Origin of the sequence: Serratia sp. AS12, from assembly GCF_000214195.1 — a bacterium.
GTDB classification, from domain to species: Bacteria; Pseudomonadota; Gammaproteobacteria; order Enterobacterales; family Enterobacteriaceae; genus Serratia; species Serratia plymuthica.
In genome coordinates this window covers 4,834,466-4,852,088 of sequence record NC_015566.1, presented here as the reverse complement: position 1 = coordinate 4,852,088, position 17,623 = coordinate 4,834,466, and the positions used below count along the sequence as shown (strand labels likewise).

At 56.3% G+C, this 17,623-nt stretch carries 21 protein-coding genes; 18 read left to right on the top strand and 3 right to left on the bottom strand.

The genetic code is table 11. The annotated features are described in order from the left end of the window. Nucleotides 1-21 precede the first annotated feature (21 nt). The 5 genes from aaeX to SERAS12_RS22450 all read left to right on the top strand — a co-directional run bounded on the left by aaeX (nucleotide 22) and on the right by SERAS12_RS22450 (nucleotide 4,144). Nucleotides 22-225, top strand: a complete 204-nt coding sequence (aaeX, locus tag SERAS12_RS22470) for a p-hydroxybenzoic acid efflux pump operon protein AaeX (protein WP_004948617.1) — start codon at nucleotides 22-24, stop codon at nucleotides 223-225. A 7-nt stretch (nucleotides 226-232) separates the two neighbouring features. Next, nucleotides 233-1,168 (top strand): p-hydroxybenzoic acid efflux pump subunit AaeA, encoded by a 936-nt coding sequence (aaeA, locus tag SERAS12_RS22465; RefSeq protein WP_004948614.1) that lies wholly within the window; start codon nucleotides 233-235, stop codon nucleotides 1,166-1,168. Then, complete coding sequence (gene aaeB, locus SERAS12_RS22460; protein ID WP_013814697.1) at nucleotides 1,168-3,135, top strand: p-hydroxybenzoic acid efflux pump subunit AaeB; 1,968 nt, start codon at nucleotides 1,168-1,170, stop codon at nucleotides 3,133-3,135. The genes aaeA and aaeB overlap by 1 nt, the downstream gene beginning before the upstream one ends. A gap of 254 nt (nucleotides 3,136-3,389) precedes the next feature. Further along, a complete protein-coding gene (locus SERAS12_RS22455; protein ID WP_004948611.1) occupies nucleotides 3,390-3,839 on the top strand; it encodes a ribonuclease in 450 nt (149 codons plus the stop codon). Nucleotides 3,840-3,844: 5 nt separating this feature from the next. Further along, nucleotides 3,845-4,144: a barstar family protein gene (locus tag SERAS12_RS22450; RefSeq protein ID WP_004948609.1), complete on the top strand. Its 300-nt coding sequence runs from the start codon at nucleotides 3,845-3,847 to the stop codon at nucleotides 4,142-4,144. A gap of 30 nt (nucleotides 4,145-4,174) precedes the next feature. On the opposite strand, the gene yjgA is transcribed toward SERAS12_RS22450, so the two are convergent. Further along, nucleotides 4,175-4,723, bottom strand: coding sequence for a ribosome biogenesis factor YjgA (gene yjgA, locus SERAS12_RS22445; protein ID WP_013814696.1), 549 nt, complete (start codon nucleotides 4,721-4,723; stop codon nucleotides 4,175-4,177). A gap of 177 nt (nucleotides 4,724-4,900) precedes the next feature. On the opposite strand from yjgA, the gene pmbA reads away from it, so the two are divergent. Together pmbA and cybC are read left to right on the top strand one after the other, a co-directional pair. After that, nucleotides 4,901-6,241, top strand: coding sequence for a metalloprotease PmbA (gene pmbA, locus SERAS12_RS22440; RefSeq protein WP_013814695.1), 1,341 nt, complete (start codon nucleotides 4,901-4,903; stop codon nucleotides 6,239-6,241). Nucleotides 6,242-6,452: 211 nt separating this feature from the next. Then, nucleotides 6,453-6,839: a cytochrome b562 gene (gene cybC, locus SERAS12_RS22435; RefSeq protein ID WP_013814694.1), complete on the top strand. Its 387-nt coding sequence runs from the start codon at nucleotides 6,453-6,455 to the stop codon at nucleotides 6,837-6,839. Here the strand turns inward: cybC and SERAS12_RS22430 are convergent. Further along, nucleotides 6,836-7,621 carry a helix-turn-helix domain-containing protein gene (locus SERAS12_RS22430; RefSeq protein ID WP_041416426.1) on the bottom strand — a complete coding sequence of 262 codons (786 nt, stop codon included), beginning with the start codon at nucleotides 7,619-7,621 and terminating at the stop codon, nucleotides 6,836-6,838. The genes cybC and SERAS12_RS22430 overlap by 4 nt on opposite strands. Nucleotides 7,622-7,895: 274 nt before the next feature. Here SERAS12_RS22430 and SERAS12_RS22425 point away from each other — a divergent pair, with 274 nt between their 5' ends. From SERAS12_RS22425 to SERAS12_RS22415, 3 genes are read left to right on the top strand one after another with little or no spacing between them, the layout of a single operon-like run. Then, the gene (locus tag SERAS12_RS22425) at nucleotides 7,896-9,350 is read left to right on the top strand and encodes an FAD/NAD(P)-binding protein (RefSeq protein ID WP_013814692.1); all 1,455 of its coding nucleotides are present in this window, start codon (nucleotides 7,896-7,898) and stop codon (nucleotides 9,348-9,350) included. Continuing rightward, nucleotides 9,347-10,228: a formyltransferase family protein gene (locus tag SERAS12_RS22420; protein ID WP_013814691.1), complete on the top strand. Its 882-nt coding sequence runs from the start codon at nucleotides 9,347-9,349 to the stop codon at nucleotides 10,226-10,228. The genes SERAS12_RS22425 and SERAS12_RS22420 overlap by 4 nt, the downstream gene beginning before the upstream one ends. After that, a complete protein-coding gene (locus SERAS12_RS22415) occupies nucleotides 10,221-11,009 on the top strand; it encodes a sulfite exporter TauE/SafE family protein (RefSeq protein WP_013814690.1) in 789 nt (262 codons plus the stop codon). Before SERAS12_RS22420 ends, SERAS12_RS22415 begins: the two co-directional genes overlap by 8 nt. A gap of 41 nt (nucleotides 11,010-11,050) precedes the next feature. Here SERAS12_RS22415 and rnk read toward each other — a convergent pair whose 3' ends face one another. Continuing rightward, a complete protein-coding gene (rnk, locus tag SERAS12_RS22410; RefSeq protein WP_013814689.1) occupies nucleotides 11,051-11,461 on the bottom strand; it encodes a nucleoside diphosphate kinase regulator in 411 nt (136 codons plus the stop codon). Between the two features lie 514 nt (nucleotides 11,462-11,975). Here rnk and SERAS12_RS22405 point away from each other — a divergent pair. From SERAS12_RS22405 to SERAS12_RS22370, 8 genes are all read left to right on the top strand, one after another. Beyond that, complete coding sequence (locus SERAS12_RS22405; protein WP_013814688.1) at nucleotides 11,976-12,323, top strand: glycine dehydrogenase; 348 nt, start codon at nucleotides 11,976-11,978, stop codon at nucleotides 12,321-12,323. A 35-nt stretch (nucleotides 12,324-12,358) separates the two neighbouring features. Further along, nucleotides 12,359-12,724, top strand: coding sequence for an SFCGS family glycine-rich protein (locus tag SERAS12_RS22400; protein ID WP_013814687.1), 366 nt, complete (start codon nucleotides 12,359-12,361; stop codon nucleotides 12,722-12,724). After that, nucleotides 12,724-13,020, top strand: coding sequence for a DUF4312 family protein (locus SERAS12_RS22395; protein ID WP_004948579.1), 297 nt, complete (start codon nucleotides 12,724-12,726; stop codon nucleotides 13,018-13,020). Before SERAS12_RS22400 ends, SERAS12_RS22395 begins: the two co-directional genes overlap by 1 nt. A gap of 30 nt (nucleotides 13,021-13,050) precedes the next feature. Continuing rightward, nucleotides 13,051-13,827, top strand: a complete 777-nt coding sequence (locus SERAS12_RS22390; RefSeq protein WP_006317117.1) for a DUF4311 domain-containing protein — start codon at nucleotides 13,051-13,053, stop codon at nucleotides 13,825-13,827. Nucleotides 13,828-13,838: 11 nt separating this feature from the next. Beyond that, nucleotides 13,839-14,489: a DUF4310 family protein gene (locus SERAS12_RS22385; protein WP_006317116.1), complete on the top strand. Its 651-nt coding sequence runs from the start codon at nucleotides 13,839-13,841 to the stop codon at nucleotides 14,487-14,489. A gap of 73 nt (nucleotides 14,490-14,562) precedes the next feature. Continuing rightward, nucleotides 14,563-15,702 carry an amidohydrolase/deacetylase family metallohydrolase gene (locus tag SERAS12_RS22380; protein WP_013814686.1) on the top strand — a complete coding sequence of 380 codons (1,140 nt, stop codon included), beginning with the start codon at nucleotides 14,563-14,565 and terminating at the stop codon, nucleotides 15,700-15,702. Then, on the top strand, nucleotides 15,686-16,804 hold the full coding sequence (locus SERAS12_RS22375) for a DgaE family pyridoxal phosphate-dependent ammonia lyase (protein WP_013814685.1): 1,119 nt from the start codon (nucleotides 15,686-15,688) through the stop codon (nucleotides 16,802-16,804). The genes SERAS12_RS22380 and SERAS12_RS22375 overlap by 17 nt, the downstream gene beginning before the upstream one ends. Beyond that, nucleotides 16,801-17,541 (top strand): KDGP aldolase family protein, encoded by a 741-nt coding sequence (locus tag SERAS12_RS22370; RefSeq protein ID WP_004948565.1) that lies wholly within the window; start codon nucleotides 16,801-16,803, stop codon nucleotides 17,539-17,541. Before SERAS12_RS22375 ends, SERAS12_RS22370 begins: the two co-directional genes overlap by 4 nt. Nucleotides 17,542-17,623 lie beyond the last annotated feature (82 nt).

The following is a 17,623-nucleotide window of genomic DNA, read 5'->3' as shown; positions in this document are numbered from 1 at the left end:
GTGAACAATAAGGAAAAATGGATGAGTTTGCTTCCGGTTATGGTCATCTTCGGACTGTCGTTTCCCCCGGTATTTTTTGAGTTGCTGGTATCGCTGGCGCTGTTTTTCTTGCTGCGCCGCCTGCTGCAACCCACCGGGATTTACGATTTTGTCTGGCATCCGGCGCTGTTTAATACTGCGCTGTATTGCTGTCTGTTCTATCTGATTTCACGTCTTTTCGTTTGAGGTCGCTGTGAAAAATTTCTCAATAAAAATAGTTCGAATCGCGATCACTTTGTTTCTGGTCCTGTTAGCGATCGTCGCCATATTCAAAGCCTGGGTGTTTTACACCGAATCCCCCTGGACGCGTGACGCCAAGTTTACCGCCGACGTAGTGGCGATAGCGCCGGACGTCACCGGCCTGCTGACCGACGTGCCGGTGGTGGATAACCAACTGGTGAAAAAAGGGCAGGTGCTATTCGTTATCGACCGGCCGCGCTATGAGCAGGCCTTGGCGGAAGCCAGCGCCGACGTTGCCTATTATCAGACGCTGGCGGCGGAGAAAAAACGTGAAGCCGGCCGTCGCGTGCGTTTGGGCGTACAGGCGATGTCGCAAGAAGAGATCGACCAGGCGAACAACGTGCTGCAAACCGTGCAGCATCAGTTGGCGAAAGCCGTGGCGACCCGCGAGTTGGCGCAGCTGGATCTGGAGCGCACCACGGTGCGTGCGCCGGCCGACGGCTGGGTCACCAACCTGAACGTCCACAGCGGTGAATACATTACCCGCGGCTCGGTTGCTGTGGCACTGGTGAAGAAAAACACTTTCTACATTCTGGCCTATCTGGAAGAAACCAAGCTGAATGGTCTGAACAAGGGCGACCGCGTAGAAATCACCCCGCTGGGCAGCAACCGCATCATGCACGGCACCGTCGATAGCGTGGCCGCCGCCGTTAACAACAGCAGCAGCACCGTGAACAGCAAAGGGTTGGCGTCTATCGACAGCAACCTGGAGTGGGTGCGCCTGGCGCAGCGCGTGCCGGTTAAAATTCTGCTGGACGACAAAGACCAGTTGCATCCGTACCCGGCCGGTACCACCGCGACCGTGGTGATCACCGGCAAGAACGATCGCAAGGCCGACAGCGGCTCGCCTTTTGTTCGTTTGATGCATCGGCTACGTGAGTTTGGCTAATGAATAGCCCAACGTTTATTCGGCTGAGATTTGCTTTCAAGCTCAGCTTCGCGATTGTGTTTGCCCTGTTTGTCGGTTTTCATCTCAATTTGGAAACCCCGCGGTGGTCGGCGATGACCGCCGCCATCGTGGCCGCCGGCCCGGCCTTTGCGGCGGGCGGCGAGCCATTCTCCGGTGCCATTCGCCACCGCGGCTGGTTGCGCATCATCGGTACTTTTATCGGCTGTTTCGTCGGTCTGGTAATTATCGTCACCACCGCGCGTGCGCCGGTGGTGATGTTGCTGCTGTGCTGCATGTGGGCCGGGTTTTGCACCTGGATCTCTTCGCTGATCAAGGTTGAAAACTCCTACGCCTGGGGGCTTGCCGGCTATACCGCGCTGATCATCATCGTCACTGTCGCTACCAGCGAAGCCCATCTGCTAGAGGCGCCGCAGTTCGCCATTGAACGTTGCAGCGAGATTGTGCTGGGGATCGTCAGCGCGGTGCTGGCGGACCTGTTGTTCTCGCCACGTTCGATCAAACTGGATATCGACCGGGCGGTAGACAAGCTGCTGGTGGATCAGTATCTGCTGATGCAGATGTGCGTCAGTAACGCCGAGAAAGAAGACATTGACCGCGCCTGGAGCAATCTGGTCAAAAGCACTACCGCGCTGAACGGCATGCGCAGCAACCTGATGATGGAGTCATCGCGCTGGCAGAAGGTCAACCGGCGCGTTCGGGCGCTGCATACTCTGTCGCTGACGCTGATTACTCAGGCTTGCGAGACCTATCTTATCCTGCTGAATCACCCGGATGCGGTGAAGGACAATATCCGCGAACTGCTGATGGTGCCGGCGGAAACGCCGCAGGAGATCCACAAGCGCATGAAGCTGCTGCGCCAGGTGCTGACCACCAACCGCACCGACGAGACGCTGCTGACTATCACCAGTTGGGTCGGCGCGGCCACGCGTTACCTGCTGTTGGCCAAAGGCGTGCATACCAACAGCAGCATCAGCGCAGTGGAAGAAGACGTGCTGAGCAGTGAAGTGGTGGTCAAACCGACCTCAGCGGAAGGGCATCACGCCATGATTAACGGCCTGCGCACCTTTGTGGCGACGGCGTTTGGCAGCCTGTTGTGGCTGTGGACCGGCTGGACTTCCGGCAGCGGTTTTATGGTGATCATTGCGGTGATTACGTCGCTGGCGATGCGCACCCCGGCACCGCGCATGGTGGCGATGGACTTTGTGCTGGGCATGCTGGCGGCGATCCCGGTCGGTTCGCTGTTCTTTATGGTGATCCTGCCGGCGACCCAGCAGAGTATTTTATTGCTGTGCCTCAGCCTGGGTCTGCTGGCGTTTTTCATCGGCATCGAGGTGCAAAAACGGCGGCTGGGTTCGCTCGGCCTGCTGGCGGGGACCATCAATATTCTGGTGTTGAGCAACCCGATGACCTTTAACGTCACCCAGTTCCTCGATGGCGCGCTCGGCCAGTTCCTCGGCAGCTGTGTGGGGTTGATGGTGCTGCTCTTGATCCGTGACAACTCGCGTGAACGCACCGGCCGCACGCTGCTGAACCAGTTTGTCGGCAGCGCGGTCTCGGCGCTGACCACCAAGGCGTCGCGCCGTCGGCAGAATCATCTGCCGGCGCTTTATCAGCAGCTTAATCAACTGTTGATGATGTTCCCGAACGACATCGCCAAGTACCGGCTGGCGCTGAACCTGATCATCGCTCACCAGCGCATGCAGCGGGCGGAAATTCCGGCCAGCGAGGAGCTTTCGGCCTTCCATAAGCAGATCCGCAATACTGCCGACCACGTGGTTTCGGCCAAGAATGACGTGAAACGTGCCTACTATTACGATCGGCTGCTGAGCGAGATGAACGACTATCAGCAGAAGCTGGTGGACTATCAGGCACCGCTCAGCGTCACCGGTCCGGTAAAACGCCTGGCCGACATGTTGCACCGCTATCGCCATGCGTTGATCGACTGATGCGCTAAGGGCCCCTGATGCCGCTATCCGGGGCTATACTTGCCTGATATGGCCTTGTTTCGGAGTTGCACTGAGTGTCAGGCATACGGGAAAATGGCATGATAAGCATGAATGGGTGATGCGGATTGTTGAGGCATGGGTTCCCTGAAGTGAAAATGTTACCTGCCGGTCATCTCTGATTCATTTTTTTCATCTATAAATCCAACGGGCATGGGTACTGATGTACCCCTGTCGGCACTCAGTCAGGGACAGTAATGAACAAGCGGATCCTCGTGGCGATCGTCATCGCCGTTGTGATAGCCGGTTTTAGCGCTTTGCGCGGTAACGATCGGGTGATTGCCAACGTGCCTGCGGTGGCCGAAGGCCAGAGCATTGACCAACTGACGCAGCAAAAAAGGGTGGTGAGCTACCTGCAGCAGCATCAGCGGCTGCCGGACTATTACATCACCAAAAAGCAGGCGCGTGAGCAGGGGTGGGATGCGCGCAACGGCAACCTGTGTTCGGTTTTGCCGGGCAAAGCGATTGGCGGCGATCGTTTCTCAAACCGTGAAGGGCAACTGCCCACCGCCCGCAGCCGGGTATGGCGCGAGGCGGACATTAATTATCAATGCGGCCGGCGCGGGGCCGATCGCCTGTTGTATTCCAGCGACGGCCTGATTTTTGTCACGCGTGACCATTATAAAAACTTCATTCGGGTGGAGTGAGTTTGATGGCAAAAGTAGAGTTCGATTTTAATCAGATCCACGATTTGCCGGCGTTCTATCGCGATTTTGCGCATAAGTTTGCGCTCGACGAAGCGTTCGGCGCCAATCTGGACGCGCTGTGGGACGTGGTGACCGTCGATATCGGGTTACCGGTCGAGATTGAGTTTACCCATCTCGATGCCCGTAGCAAACGCCGCTTCGGCGCGATTATCCTGCTGTTTGAAGAGGCGGAGGAAGAGCTGGAAGGCAGCCTGCGTTTCAATATTCGTGAAAGCAGCGGTGAACCTGCACATCACCGGGGATGAAACGGGTTCATCCCATGGTGACGGCGACGATCATTCGGCGGTCTCGGCCAGATCGCGCAGGTACTGGAAGATTTGACGGTAGGCTTTCGGCGGCTTGTTAGCGGCCTTCTCTTTCTGCGCGTTACGCACCAGTGCGCGCAATTGCTGGCGATCGGCTTCCGGGTACAGGGCCAGGATAGACGGGATCGCGTCATCGCCTTCTTCCACCAAACGGTCACGCAGCGCTTCCAGCTTGTGGAACAGCGAAACCTGCTGGTTGTGGCGGTTCTTCAGCTTGTCGAGCGCGGTTTGAATCGGCTCTACGTCGCGGGCGCGCAGCATCTTGCCAATCAGTTGCAACTGACGGCGGCGGCCTTCTTTCTTGATCTTCTGCGCCAGTTCAATGGCGGCGCGCAAATCTTCGTCCAGCGGGATGCGTTCCAGCGCGTTCTTACCCAGTTCGACCAGCTCGGCCCCCAGGTCTTTTAGTGCTTCGGCATCACGTTTAATTTCACTTTTACTGACCCAGATAATCTCGTCATCGTCCTCGTCTTTGTTCTCCGGGACATCGTCGAGCCAGTCTTCAGGCTGTTTGTTCATGGTAGGCTCCGATAAAAAGAGGCTAATCCTAACAGGTTGCCGGCTTTATGCGAAATTCCACGCGGTTCCTGTTAGACTCAAAAGCATAAATCACATGATTTTTGCGCGTGACTCCGCGCGCAACCACGCCGCCACGGCACTTTTCTCAACGATTTTCTGATTAATTATGGCAGATTGATGAAAGTAGTCACTCAAGTTGCAGAACAGCGCAAGGCGCTGGAACAGGCCGTTTCACAGGCTCTGGAACTGGCGCGCGCCGGTTCCGATGCGGCAGAAGTTGCCGTAACCAAATCTACCGGTATCAGCGTCAGCACCCGCTTTGGCGAGGTGGAAAACGTCGAGTTCAACAGCGATGGCGCGTTGGGCATTACCGTGTATCACCAGCAGCGTAAAGGCAGCGCTTCTTCAACCGATCTCAGCCCGGACGCCATTGCCCGCACCGTGCAGGCTGCGCTGGATATCGCCCGGTATACTTCTGCGGATCCGAACGCCGGCCCGGCGGAAAAAGACCTGCTGGCGTTTGAGGCGCCGGATTTGGATCTGTTCCACCCGGCGGAGCTGGACGCGGAGCGAGGCATCGAGCTGGCTGCCCGCGCCGAGCAGGCATCGCTGGCGGCGGACAAACGCATCACCAATACCGAAGGCGGCAGCTTTAACAGCCACTACGGCATCAAGGTATTCGGCAACAGCCACGGCATGTTGCAAAGCTACTGTTCAAGCCGCCATTCGCTGTCGAGCTGCGTGATCGCCGAACACAATGGCGACATGGAGCGTGACTACGCCTATACCATTGGCCGCGCCATGGGCGATTTGGCAAGCCCTGAATGGGTGGGGGAAGAGTGCGCCCGTCGCACCTTGTCGCGCCTGGCGCCGCGCAAGCTGTCAACCATGACCGCCCCGGTGCTGTTCGCTTCTGAAGTGGCGACCGGTCTGTTCGGGCACCTGGTTGGCGCCATCAGCGGCAGCAGCGTTTACCGTAAATCCACCTTCCTGCTGGACTCGCTGGGCAAGCAGATCCTGCCGGACTGGCTGACCATCGAAGAGCACCCGCACCTGCTGAAAGGGCTGGCTTCCACGCCGTTCGACAGCGAAGGCGTGCGTACCCAGCGGCGTGACATTGTCAAAGACGGCGTGCTGCAAACCTGGTTGCTGACCAGTTACGCGGCGCGCAAGCTGGGCATGCACAGCACCGGCCATGCCGGCGGTATCCACAACTGGCGCATTGCCGGGCAGGGCCATGACTTTGCCGGTATGTTGAAGCAATTGGGTACCGGTCTGGTGGTCACCGAGTTGATGGGCCAGGGCGTTAGCGGCATCACCGGCGACTACTCGCGCGGCGCCGCCGGTTTCTGGGTGGAAAATGGCGAGATCCAGTACCCGGTCAGCGAGATCACCATTGCCGGTAACCTGAAAGACATGCTGCGCAACATCGTCAGCGTGGGCAGCGATATCGAAACCCGCAGCAATATCCAGTGCGGTTCCGTACTGCTGCCGGACATGAAAATCGCCGGCCAGTAATACCGGTCAAGGCTGGCCGCTCCGGTTGCCAGCCTCTCCCCTTTCCCCCGTTATAACCTTGCTTACAAATCTCTTGTTCCGGTTTTCAGTGCCTTTGCCTATGTTTAGGTTGAACAAAAGCTTATACCCTATGAATGTCGAGTGGCGGCCAACAACGCTGCCGCTTGAAAGGCGACGGGTAGATAAAATAATAACTGGAAGGTGAGTAAGCATGTCGAACAAACTGAAAGCATTGATGGCGCTGGCGCTGCTGGGAGCCAGTTCATTGGCGGTCGCAGCCGATCTGGCTGATGATATGGACACCATCGCCGGCAATTACAAAACGGTGCTGAGCACGGACTCAACGGACACTCTGAAGCAGAGCCTGCAGAACATGCGCGCCGCCGCGCTGGATGCGAAGCAATCCACGCCGCCGAAGCTGGAGGATAAAGCGGCCGACAGCCCGGAGATAAAAGATTTTCAGCATGGGCTGGACCAGCTTATCGGCCAGATAGACCAATCGCTGGCGCTGGCCAATCAAGGCAAGCTGGCTGAGGCCAAGCAGATCGCCCAGGGATTCAAGCAGACCCGCGACGTTAACCACAAGAAGTTCCGCTAAGCCTTTTCGCGCCGTTCCGATCCCAGATAGCAGGACGGCGCCTGTCCCAACACGCGGCGAAACATGGTGGCAAAAGCCGCGCTGCTCTCATACCCCAACTCCAGAGCGACCTGCGTTACGCTGCTGCCTTCCGCCAACTGAGCCAGCGCCAGTACTACGCAGGCCCGTTGTCGCCATTGTGAAAATGACATCCCCGTTTGTGCGCGAAAGAATCGGCTGAAGGTGCGGATGCTCATGTACAGGCGCGTGGCCCATTCCTGCGGCGAATCGTGCGCGTTGGGCTGAAGCAGGAACAGCTGGCACAGCTCACCCAGCCGCCGATCGGCGGGAAGGGGGATGTGCAGCGGCAGGGATTGCAGTTGGGCAAGCTCGTGAAGCAGCAGGAAAACCAGCGCGCCGTCGCGGCCGTCCGGATCGTACTCCAGCGGCATATCCACCGCCGCCATCAAGAGTTGGCGCATCAGCGGCGTAACGCTGACCACCTGACAAACCTGCGACTGAGAGGCCAGCAGTGCGGCCGGTTCAATGTACAGGCTGCGGGTGGTGACGCCGACCATTCTCACTTCATGCGGCATCTGCGGCGGCAGCCACACCGCCCGCTGCGGCGGCACAATCCAGTTCCCCTGGTGGGTAAATACGTGCATGACGCCGGTGGCGCCATAGAGCAACTGAGCACGGCGGTGGCTGTGCATGGGCAGTAAATGACCCGACGGGTAGTCGGTGCCGATGGCAATCACCGACCTTGGCACGTGGTCGATGTCATCAATGCGTACGTTGCGCATAATCCTTATCGGAGCAGTTTGGCCGAAATGCAATGATAGTTGGCCTTTCATATAAAGCAAGCCACTGGTCATAGCTCTACTATCAGGGCAGAAAAATAACGCTGCCTTGGTGGCGAAGTATTTTTATTGTTGATTACCCCCTTTTTAATTTAAACGCCGGGGCCGGGCGGGTTATCTCGTCTGCATCATACAAGAAGTTAATAAGGAATTATTCTATTCCAACACCTGAAGCAATAGTTCTTCTTTTAATGCTGTAACTATAAGGTGATATTTCATGTATAAGATCGGTGTGATTGGCGGTGGGGCGGCAGGTATTTCTTTCGCTTATAATTTTATCAAGAATAAGTCTGTTAATAATTGCACTAAGCCTCTTTCCCTGAAGGTGTTTGACAAGCAGGGGTTCAATGGCGGTATGGCCTACAGCAGCGATTTTGACAGCCATATTTTAAATATGGCGCCAGAGAATATGTCGGCGGATATTTTTGACAGCGCACATTTTTCCGATTGGATCACGACGCATTTTCGGCGATACAGTAAAGACCGTTATCCACCCCGCTGGCTTTATAAAGAGTATCTCGATTTTATTCGCGACAGGGCGGTGTTTATGGCGGCTGCCAGCAACGTCACGCTGAATTTCGTGACCGCGGAAGTTGAGGAGGTAGGTTCGCACCCTGGAGGATATCTGCTGACAACGGCCTGCGGGGCCGCGGAACAGATGAATGCGGTAGTGCTGTGCTCGGGGCATAACGAGCCGGCGAGCCTCTACCCGGTTGACGGGGTGATTGCCTATCAGGCCAATCGGGATCTGCCCGCCATCAATCCTGCATCGGCAGTCGGCGTGATTGGCTGTAGCCTGACGGCGATCGACGCCATTATTGAGCTGATTGAGCGGGTGGGGGCGAGCAATATTTCCGCCCTGTCGCGTTCCGGGCTTTTCCCCAGCGTGCAGCCTGCGTTGATGCGCGCGCCACCGCCAGAATTCAGGCAGCGGCTGAGCCGTTTTGTCGCCGACAACAACTATATTGATGCGCACCAATGGGTTCAGGTGATTAACGCGGCGCTTGAAGAATATTACCCAGGGCAGGAACGGCTAACGGTGCTGTCTGCAATGGGCGCGGCCAGGGATTGCTATCGCGACCTGGCCGAAAGCCTGGATCGGGCGCGCTTTGCCCGTGAGCATATCTGTAGCTATCTGGCGGCGATTCACCCGACCGTATGTGAAGCTTGGGTAAAAATGGATGAACATAACCGACAGATCTTCATGCGCTTCTATAACTCTTCCTGGATGCGCAATCGGCACGCCATGCCATTAAAAAATGCCTATAAAATGATTACGGCGCTAGAGAGTCAACGTCTGCGCGCCTTTGGTGGGGTGGTAAATATAGAAAAAGAGGGCCGGGGATTTAAAACTCTCTGCCACAATGTGGAGGTGCACAGCCAATATTTACTTAATTGCACCACGCCCTCATACCAGCTGAAGTTAAGTCGATTAAATAAAAACCTGCTTCAGGGCGGCCTGGTGCAGGAAAATATCTTCGGTGGCGTAAAATGCAATCCATTTACGTTGAAAGTATCGGATGAAAAAGGTAACGAGCAGGATCTTTATTCCCTTGGCGCTCCTGCCAAAGGCGACCTTTTTTATACTTCCGCGATGGAATCCATTACCCGGGATATCAGCAAAATAGTTTTCAATAACAGCATATTTAATGGAAATAAGGCGGAAGCATGAAAAACGTAGCGCTATTTGTTGGCAACGATATTTTTTCCTGGCTGGCCTGTCAGGATGTTATTAGCGCCTTAAACAAGGAATGCACCTTTAGGGTTTATTTTCCACTGGCGAAAGCCACCGGCCGGATGCAGGAGCCTGAAGTTCGCCAGCTTGCCCTGTATGAACGTGAAGTGCTGAATGACTTCGTTTTCCCCTTTGTCAGCGGAAATGCCGATGCCTGCGAGGGCGCGTACCAGCCGCCGCAGGTTTTCCTGGCCGGCGCAGGCGTCACGGCGCACCGTATTGCAGACATCAATGACGTCACTTTTATCAGCAGTCTGGGTAATATGGACGCGGTGATTTCTTTGCGCTGCTACCAGAAATTTTCCGCGGATTACGTCCGGGCCTTCAGCCAGCGAGGCAAGCTGCTGTGGAATCTGCATCCGGGCGACTTGCCGCATTACCGTGGCGTGATGACGCTGTTTCGCGCCATGATGAACGGCGAGAAAAACGGCGCGTTAACGTTGCACGAGATGGATGAACACTGGGATGCCGGGCCGGTGCTTGCCCGCTTGCCGGTCGAATTGCGCTATGAGCTGTCGTTTTTGGAAAACATGATGCTGGCGGGCATGCGGTCCGGTGCCTTTTTAGCGGGGCAGCTAATGCGCGCAGGCGAACGTAAGTCGCTTATTGTCGAGCGGCAGGGTAATTACCGCTATTGGGGATTTCCTGATGCGCTGACTCTGGCGCAGGCGGCGGAAGCCGGGATTGAGCTTATCGATCATGATGCCATTCGCCGGCATTATCTGGCGCTGTTTGTCGGCGACGAGTTCCATCCACTTGCCGGCCAGTTCTCTGCCGGTTTCGACGATTTCATCCGGGCGCATGGCCATGTTTGAAACGTTGATTATTCTCGGTGCCGGTTTTATTACCGGCATCACCACCATCTTGTTCGGCTTTGGCGGCGGCTTTGTGGTGGTGCCCTTTGTCTATCACCTGGTGTCTTCCTCAGGCGAACAGCCGGGCCAGGCGATGCATATCGCCGTAGCGACCTCGACGGCGGTGATGATCCTCAATTCGGGTTACGCCACCCTAACCAACTGGCGTAGCGGCAACCTGCTGCGTGAAACCATCATCCCGCTGATCTTTTTCATCAGTATTGGCGCCGCACTGGGCGCTTTTGCCTCCACGCTGCTGGCGGACAATGTGGTCAGGCTGCTGTTCGTAATTTATATGCTGGTGACGATTGCGGATTGTCTGTTCAGGCAGGGTTTTTTGGTCAAACCGGCGCGCGCGGCGCTGTCAAAGATGACGTTGTGGGTCGGTGGCCCGCTGATTGGGGTGATCGCCACTATGCTCGGCGTGGGAGGCAGCGTGATGACGGTGCCTTTATTGCGTCGGCATGGCTATGAAATGAAGCACTGCGTCAGCGCGGCCAATCCCTTGTCGATTCCGGTCGCTGTCATCGGCGCACTGATGTATATCGGTTTGGGCTGGCAGGAAATGAGCGGGCCGCACTATCTCGGCTACGTAAACCTGACCATTCTTGGGCTGCTGGTGGCGGCCGGCATTGCGGGGATCGTCTTTGCCAAAAGGGCGTTGCCGAAGGTTAATGACAAGCTGCACGCCAGAGTTTACGTGTTGCTGCTGGTGGTGGTACTGATCGCCATCAGCCTGTAAGGCTCAGAAAGGGCGGCATGTTCACCGCCCTGAATTACCGCTTAGCGGTGGTATTCACCTGCCGCTTCCGGCTGGTACAGCAGTTCCAGCACTTCGATCCGCGCTTCTTCGCCGTTCGGCAACTGCCAGGTAATCTGGTTGCCTACATGCATGCCCAGCAGCGCTGCGCCCAGTGGGGCCATCACTGACAGCTGCTCGTGGCTGTCCTTCAGCGAGGCCGGGTACACCAGCGTGCGCACGTGCTCTTCTGCGGTATGCAGATCGCGGAAACGCACGCGGCTGTTCATGGTCACCACGTTGGCCGGGATCTGGGCCGGCGGCAGGATTTCGGCGCGATCCAGTTCGTCGTTCAGCGCGATGGCGACGTCGGTGTTGGCAAAGGCCGGTTGTTCCAATAGCGCATCCAGGCGTTCCGCATCCAGCTCATTAATAGTAATGATTGGTTTGGTCATTCCACTCTCCAGTCAAATCAAAGGGCGCCCGTTTTCGCGCCCATAAATTCGGAAAAACAGCACAAAAGCAACGCCCCCGCGCCAGAGGAGCGGGGGCGTTGCTGATGTCGAATTGTCTTACCGATAGTAGGCGGTTAAGCGGTGAAAAGAAAGAGATCCCGATCACGAAGCTTTTCACTGCGGCGGGGCGAACTGGAAACCCTTTGTGGCATTAACTTTTTGTAATGTCATTAAATTATCTTAAAAGCGCTTATTTTGCGAAATGGATCCCTGACAATCATTGAATTTCCACTTTAAACTGGAAAAAAAGCGGCTACACAGAAATTCTCCCCGGGGTTAGGGTAAGGCATCAAAGAAAGCGGGAAATACCCGTCGCCTTTCAAGCTGCAACGTTGTTGGCTGTTTGACAAGACTCACGAGCTGACCGCCTGGCTGCAACTTGAAATTCATAGGGTATATTCAAGTGATGCATTCTGCGACTTACGAATAATGTTGGAACCAGGGGTATTGAAAAGTGAATGAAGGATCTGTTGCGAGAGAAAAAAATGAACGGTCTGACCTCAGCGAGGCCGGGGCGATCACCGATAAGGTGTTGGCCGATATTACCGCCATGCTGAATGCAGAAAGCATTTATACCAATGCAGTACAGCAACAGATGCTGGAGTCGCATATTCGTGCCATGGTGCTGCGCTCAATGACCGGTGAACCTTTGCCGGAAGTCGATAAATCGCTTTTTGATGAGATTTCAGAGGAATCGATGCAAATGGCTGAGCGAGTTGTCGATAATTTTCCGGCTCTGCCGATCGAAGAAGCTTATTTACTTTCTGTGCATTTTGAAGTGGCAAAAGACAATAACCAATAGCGATTAACGCATTCATATCATCAGGAGAAAATACCATGGGTCAAATTACCGTAGTGATTGGCGATCGTTTGGGCAAAGGCCAGAAAGTCGGCCAAGGCATTGAAACAGCAGGCGGAAAAGCCATCGTTATCCCTGGCGTAGCGGCGGATATGAAGCTGGGCGACGTAATGAAAGCGGAAGGTGCGCAGTTGGGAATTTCTTTCTGCGGCAGCGGCGGCGCCGGGGCCATTACCGCGCAGACCAAATACGGCTACAAAGCAAAATACGGCATGCGCTCCATTGATGAAGGCGTGACGGCAATCAACGAAGGTTACACCGTGTTAGGTTTTGGCTTTATGGATAAAGAAGAATTGGGCCAAAAACTGGTGGAAGCCTACATCAAAAAACATGGCAACCCGTAATGAAAGAACACTATACCACATCGGTAAAGGTGGAGGGCAAGGGTGACAGCAAAGCGAAAGCTTTTGCTTCCGCCTTGGCTAATGTGCAGGGCACGGTATTAAAATCCACCAGCAATATTCTGCTGCGCATTGAACCGCAGGATGTCAGCGTATTAAAAGCGGAAGAGAAAATAACAAAAGAGAAATTTCTCTTTTTCTTTTTACCGCGAGAAAGAAAAACCTACACCGTGACTCTGGAAATAACCGTGAACGTGACAATGATTAATACAGAAAAGGTTGTCTTCGTCACGAAATAAAAACGTTAGCATAAATCAAAGGGTATACTGATGTTTTTAATCATCTTATTTAAGTCGCTTATTATTGGCGGGCTGGTGGGGGTTGGCGTAGGGGCCGGCGCCGCACGCATGTTCCATGCTCCGACGACGCAGGGCATGGGCGCCTTCCGCACCTTGGGCGAGCTGAATTCCTGCGAAGGCGATCCGGCTTCCCACTTCTCATTCGGCCTGGGTTTCTTCTTCAACGCCTGGGCGTCTTCCGTGGCGGCGGGGGCCTTCACGCAGGACGTTGACCACCGCATCATCCCTCATTGGGGCGCGGCAGCCTTGATGGTCAAGAACCGCAACCTGGCGCAAACGCTGCATGACCCGAAAAAAATGGCTATCGCCTGCGGCGTTATCGGCATGCTGGTGGTGGCGTTCCTCAATACCACCGCTTCCGCAGTGCCCGCTGCATTGCAGGTTACGGCAATCAAAGTGCTGGTGCCGGCGGCCAACCTGCTGGTGAATACCGTGATGCCGGTGATCTTCTGGCTGGCGGCGATCGACGCCGGGCGTCGCTCCGGTTTCTGGGGCACCATTTTCGGCGGCCTGGCGCAGCTGATCATGGGCAACGCCGTGCCGGGTCTGGTGCTGGGCATCCTGATCGGTAAAGGGGTGGAAGAGAGCGGCTGGAACAAAATCACCAAGATCATGATGGCGGTGATCGTGCTGCTGTTCGTGCTGAGCGGTTTCTTCCGCGGCTTCGACATGAAAGTTCTCGAGTCCTTCAGCCTCGGCGTGCCGGGTTGGCTGGACACTATTCACAACACCCTGAGCGGTAAATAAGGAGCGGGATGATGGAAGAACAAACCCAAAAAGGCTTCTGGTACGCCGACTGGTCATTCCCGATTTTTGTTGGCCTGCTCTCGTCCGGCGTGTTCGCCGGGACGCACATGTACTACCTGTATGGCATCGGCGCGTTTAACGAGGTGGCCTTCGTTTCCATGCTGCGCGCCGGGATGGACACCGGCGTTTATGGCGCGGTGGCGGCATTCGGCGCCAGCTTCCTGTTTGCGCGCATCATTGAAGGTTCGCTGGTGGGCATTCTGGACATCGGCGGCGCGATCCAGACTGGTGTGGGGCTGGGCGTTCCGGCGCTGCTGCTGGGCGCGGGGATTATCTTCCCTGTCGCCAACTTTGCCGCCTCGCTGGTGACCGGCCTGGTGATTGGCCTGGCGATTGGCTACCTGATCATTCTGGCGCGTAAATTTACCATCAACCAGAGCAATTCCACCTACGGCGCAGACGTGATGATGGGGGCAGGTAACTCCTCCGGCCGCTTCCTGGGGCCATTGATCATCCTGTCGGCGATGACCGCATCCATTCCGATTGGCGTAGGTTCGCTGCTTGGCGCGCTGCTGTTCTATATCTGGGGCAAGCCAATCACTGGCGGGGCGATCCTTGGTGCAATGCTGTTAGGGGCCATTTTCCCTGTCGCCATTGCTTAATCACCGTTCCAGAGCCGTGTGTGTGATAGTGGGGGCGGTGCGCCGCCCCCTGCTGGAAAAGGAGTAGCGCAGTATGTATGACTTAGTAATTAGACGCGCCAGACTGGCGGACGACCGGCTGGTCGACCTGGCGGTTCAGGACGGTAAGATTGTCGACGTTGGGCAATTGACCGATGACATCAGCGCCCACAGGCAGCTGGATCTGGCGGGCAATTGCCGCCTGAGCGCCGGCTGGATCGACTCCCACGTGCACTGCTATCCCTCTTCACCGATTTACCATGACGAACCGGATTTAGTGGGCGTAGCCAGCGGCGTGACCTCGGTGGTTGACGCCGGCAGCACCGGCACCGACGATGTTGACGAGTTCTATGCCCTGACGCGCCGCGCCAAAACCAACGTGTTCGCCTTCCTGAATATCTCGCGCATCGGTCTGTTACGCCAAAATGAGTTGGCCGATCTGGCGGATATCGACCCGCCGACGGTGAAAAAATCCATCGATGCGTACCCCGGTTTCATCATCGGCATCAAGGCGCGCATGAGCAGCAGCGTGGTGGGTCAAAACGGCATTGTGCCGCTGGTGCGCGCCAAGCAAATCCAGCAGGAAAACAACCGTTTGCCGCTGATGGTGCATATCGGCAATAACCCGCCGAATCTGGATGACATCGCCGATCTGCTGACCCGCGGCGACATCATTACCCACTGCTATAACGGCAAGCCGAACCGCATTCTGACCCCGGCGGGTACGCTGCGTGAGTCTATCCAGCGGGCGCTGAAACGCGGCGTGCTGCTCGACGTGGGCCACGGTACCGCCAGTTTCAGCTTTGACGTGGCGCGCCAGGCGATCGGACTGGGTATTCTCCCGCACACCATCAGTTCCGATATCTACTGCCGCAACCGCATGGCCGGGCCGGTACACAGTCTGGCGACGGTGATGTCCAAGTTCTTCAGCATCGGCCTGTCGCTGCCACAGGTGATTGCCTGCGTGACGGAAAATGCCGCTTCGGCGCTGCACCTGCCCCATAAAGGCCGGCTGGAGCCGGGTTATGACGCCGATTTCACCCTGTTCGATCTTCGCCAGGGGCCGCAGGTATTTGCCGACTCGGAAGGACAATCGATCGGCGGCGAACAGGTGTTGGTTCCGTTGGCTGCAGTGGTGGCCGGTGAAATTCTATTAACCGACGAAGGGAAAGCTCATCATGTCTTCGATTTATGAAAAATATAATTTAAAACAAGTGATTAACACTTCCGGCCGTATGACCATTCTTGGCGTATCTACCCCGCGTCAGGAGGTGATTGACGCCGTCGACTACGGCCTGAATCACTATTTTGAAATCAAGGATCTGGTTAACAAGACCGGCGCTTACATCGCCGATCTGCTGAATGTGGAAGATGCCGTGATCGTGTCCTGCGCCTCGGCGGGTATCGCCCAGTCGGTGGCGGCGGTGATCGTCAAAGACAACGCCAACCTGCTGGTGAACCTGCACTCGGCACCGATCACCGTGCCGCGCGAGATTGTGTTGCCGCGCGGTCACAACGTGAACTTTGGTGCCCCGGTCGACACCATGGTTGCCCTCGGCGGCGGCAAGGTGGTTGAGGCGGGTTATGCCAACGAATGCTCTGCAGAGCAACTAGAGGCCTGCATCACGCCGCAAACGGCGGCGATCCTCTACATCAAGTCGCACCACTGCGTGCAGAAAAGCATTCTTTCCGTCGAGCAGGCGGTGGTGGTGGCGCGTAAGCACAACCTGCCGCTGATCGTCGATGCTGCCGCAGAAGAAGATCTGATGTGCTACTACCAGATGGGGGCCGATCTGGTGATCTACAGCGGCGCCAAGGCCATCGAAGGCCCAACCAGCGGCCTGGTGGTGGGTAAGCGACAATACGTTGAGTGGGTGAAGCTGCAATCCGGTGGCATTGGCCGGGCGATGAAGGTCGGTAAAGAGGGCATTCTCGGCCTGACGCAGGCGATTGAAAGCTACCTGAAGCTGGAAAAAACCACCGGTGAGCAAATGGTGGCGCGAATGACGCCGTTTATCACCAGCCTGAACTCGCTGACCGGCATCAGCGCCAAAACCGTCTGGGACAGCGCCGGCCGCGATATCGCCCGTGCTGAAATCACCTTTGACGAAGCGGTACTGGGGCGCTCTACCACCGACATCGTCCAGGCGCTGAAAACCGGCGAAATTGCCATTTACTTCCGGGGTTATAAGGCCAATGAAGGCAAGATCGAAGTGGATGTGCGTAGCGTCGACGAGCAGCAACTGATGACCGTCTTTACCTGTATTAAAAATCTGTTCACGGAGAAACAAGCATGAAGCTGCAGCCAAATTATTATCGCGACCGTCTGTGCCTCAACGTACTGGCCGGCTCTAAAGACAATGCGCAAGCTATTTATGCGGCGGCGGAAGGGCATGTGCTGGTTGGGGTTCTCTCCAAGAACTATCCGGACGTCGACAGCGCGGTGGCGGATATGCAGCACTATGCGCAACTGATCGAGAATGCGCTGTCGGTGGGCCTGGGGGCGGGCGATCCCAAACAATCCGCGATGGTCAGCCTGATTGCCCAGCGCGTTCAGCCGCAACACGTCAATCAGGTGTTTACCGGCGTGGGCGCCAGCCGTGCACTGCTGGGCCAGAGCGACAGCGTGGTGAACGGGCTGGTTTCTCCGACCGGTCGCGTCGGCTTTGTGAAGATCTCGACCGGCCCGCTGAGCGCTGCCGCGCCAGACGGCATCGTACCGGTCGAGACGGCCATCGCCATGTTGAAAGATATGGGCGGCAGCTCCATCAAGTATTTCCCGATGGGCGGGTTGGCGTGTAAAGAAGAATACCGGTATGTGGCTCAAGCCTGCGCCGAGCATGATTTTATGCTGGAGCCGACGGGCGGCATCGATCTGGAAAACTTCGAACCGATCGTTGAGATTGCATTGGCCGCCGGCGTGAAGCGAATTATTCCGCATATCTACAGTTCCATTATTGATTCTGCCACCGGTGATACCCGCCCGCAGGATGTGAAAACCCTGTTGGCGATGAGCAAAAAGCTGGTGGGTTAAGCGCAGCCAACAACGCTGCAGCTTCAAGCAAGAAAGGTATATCGGATGACGTAAGGCAGGGAGGCTATAGGTTTTGTCTCCA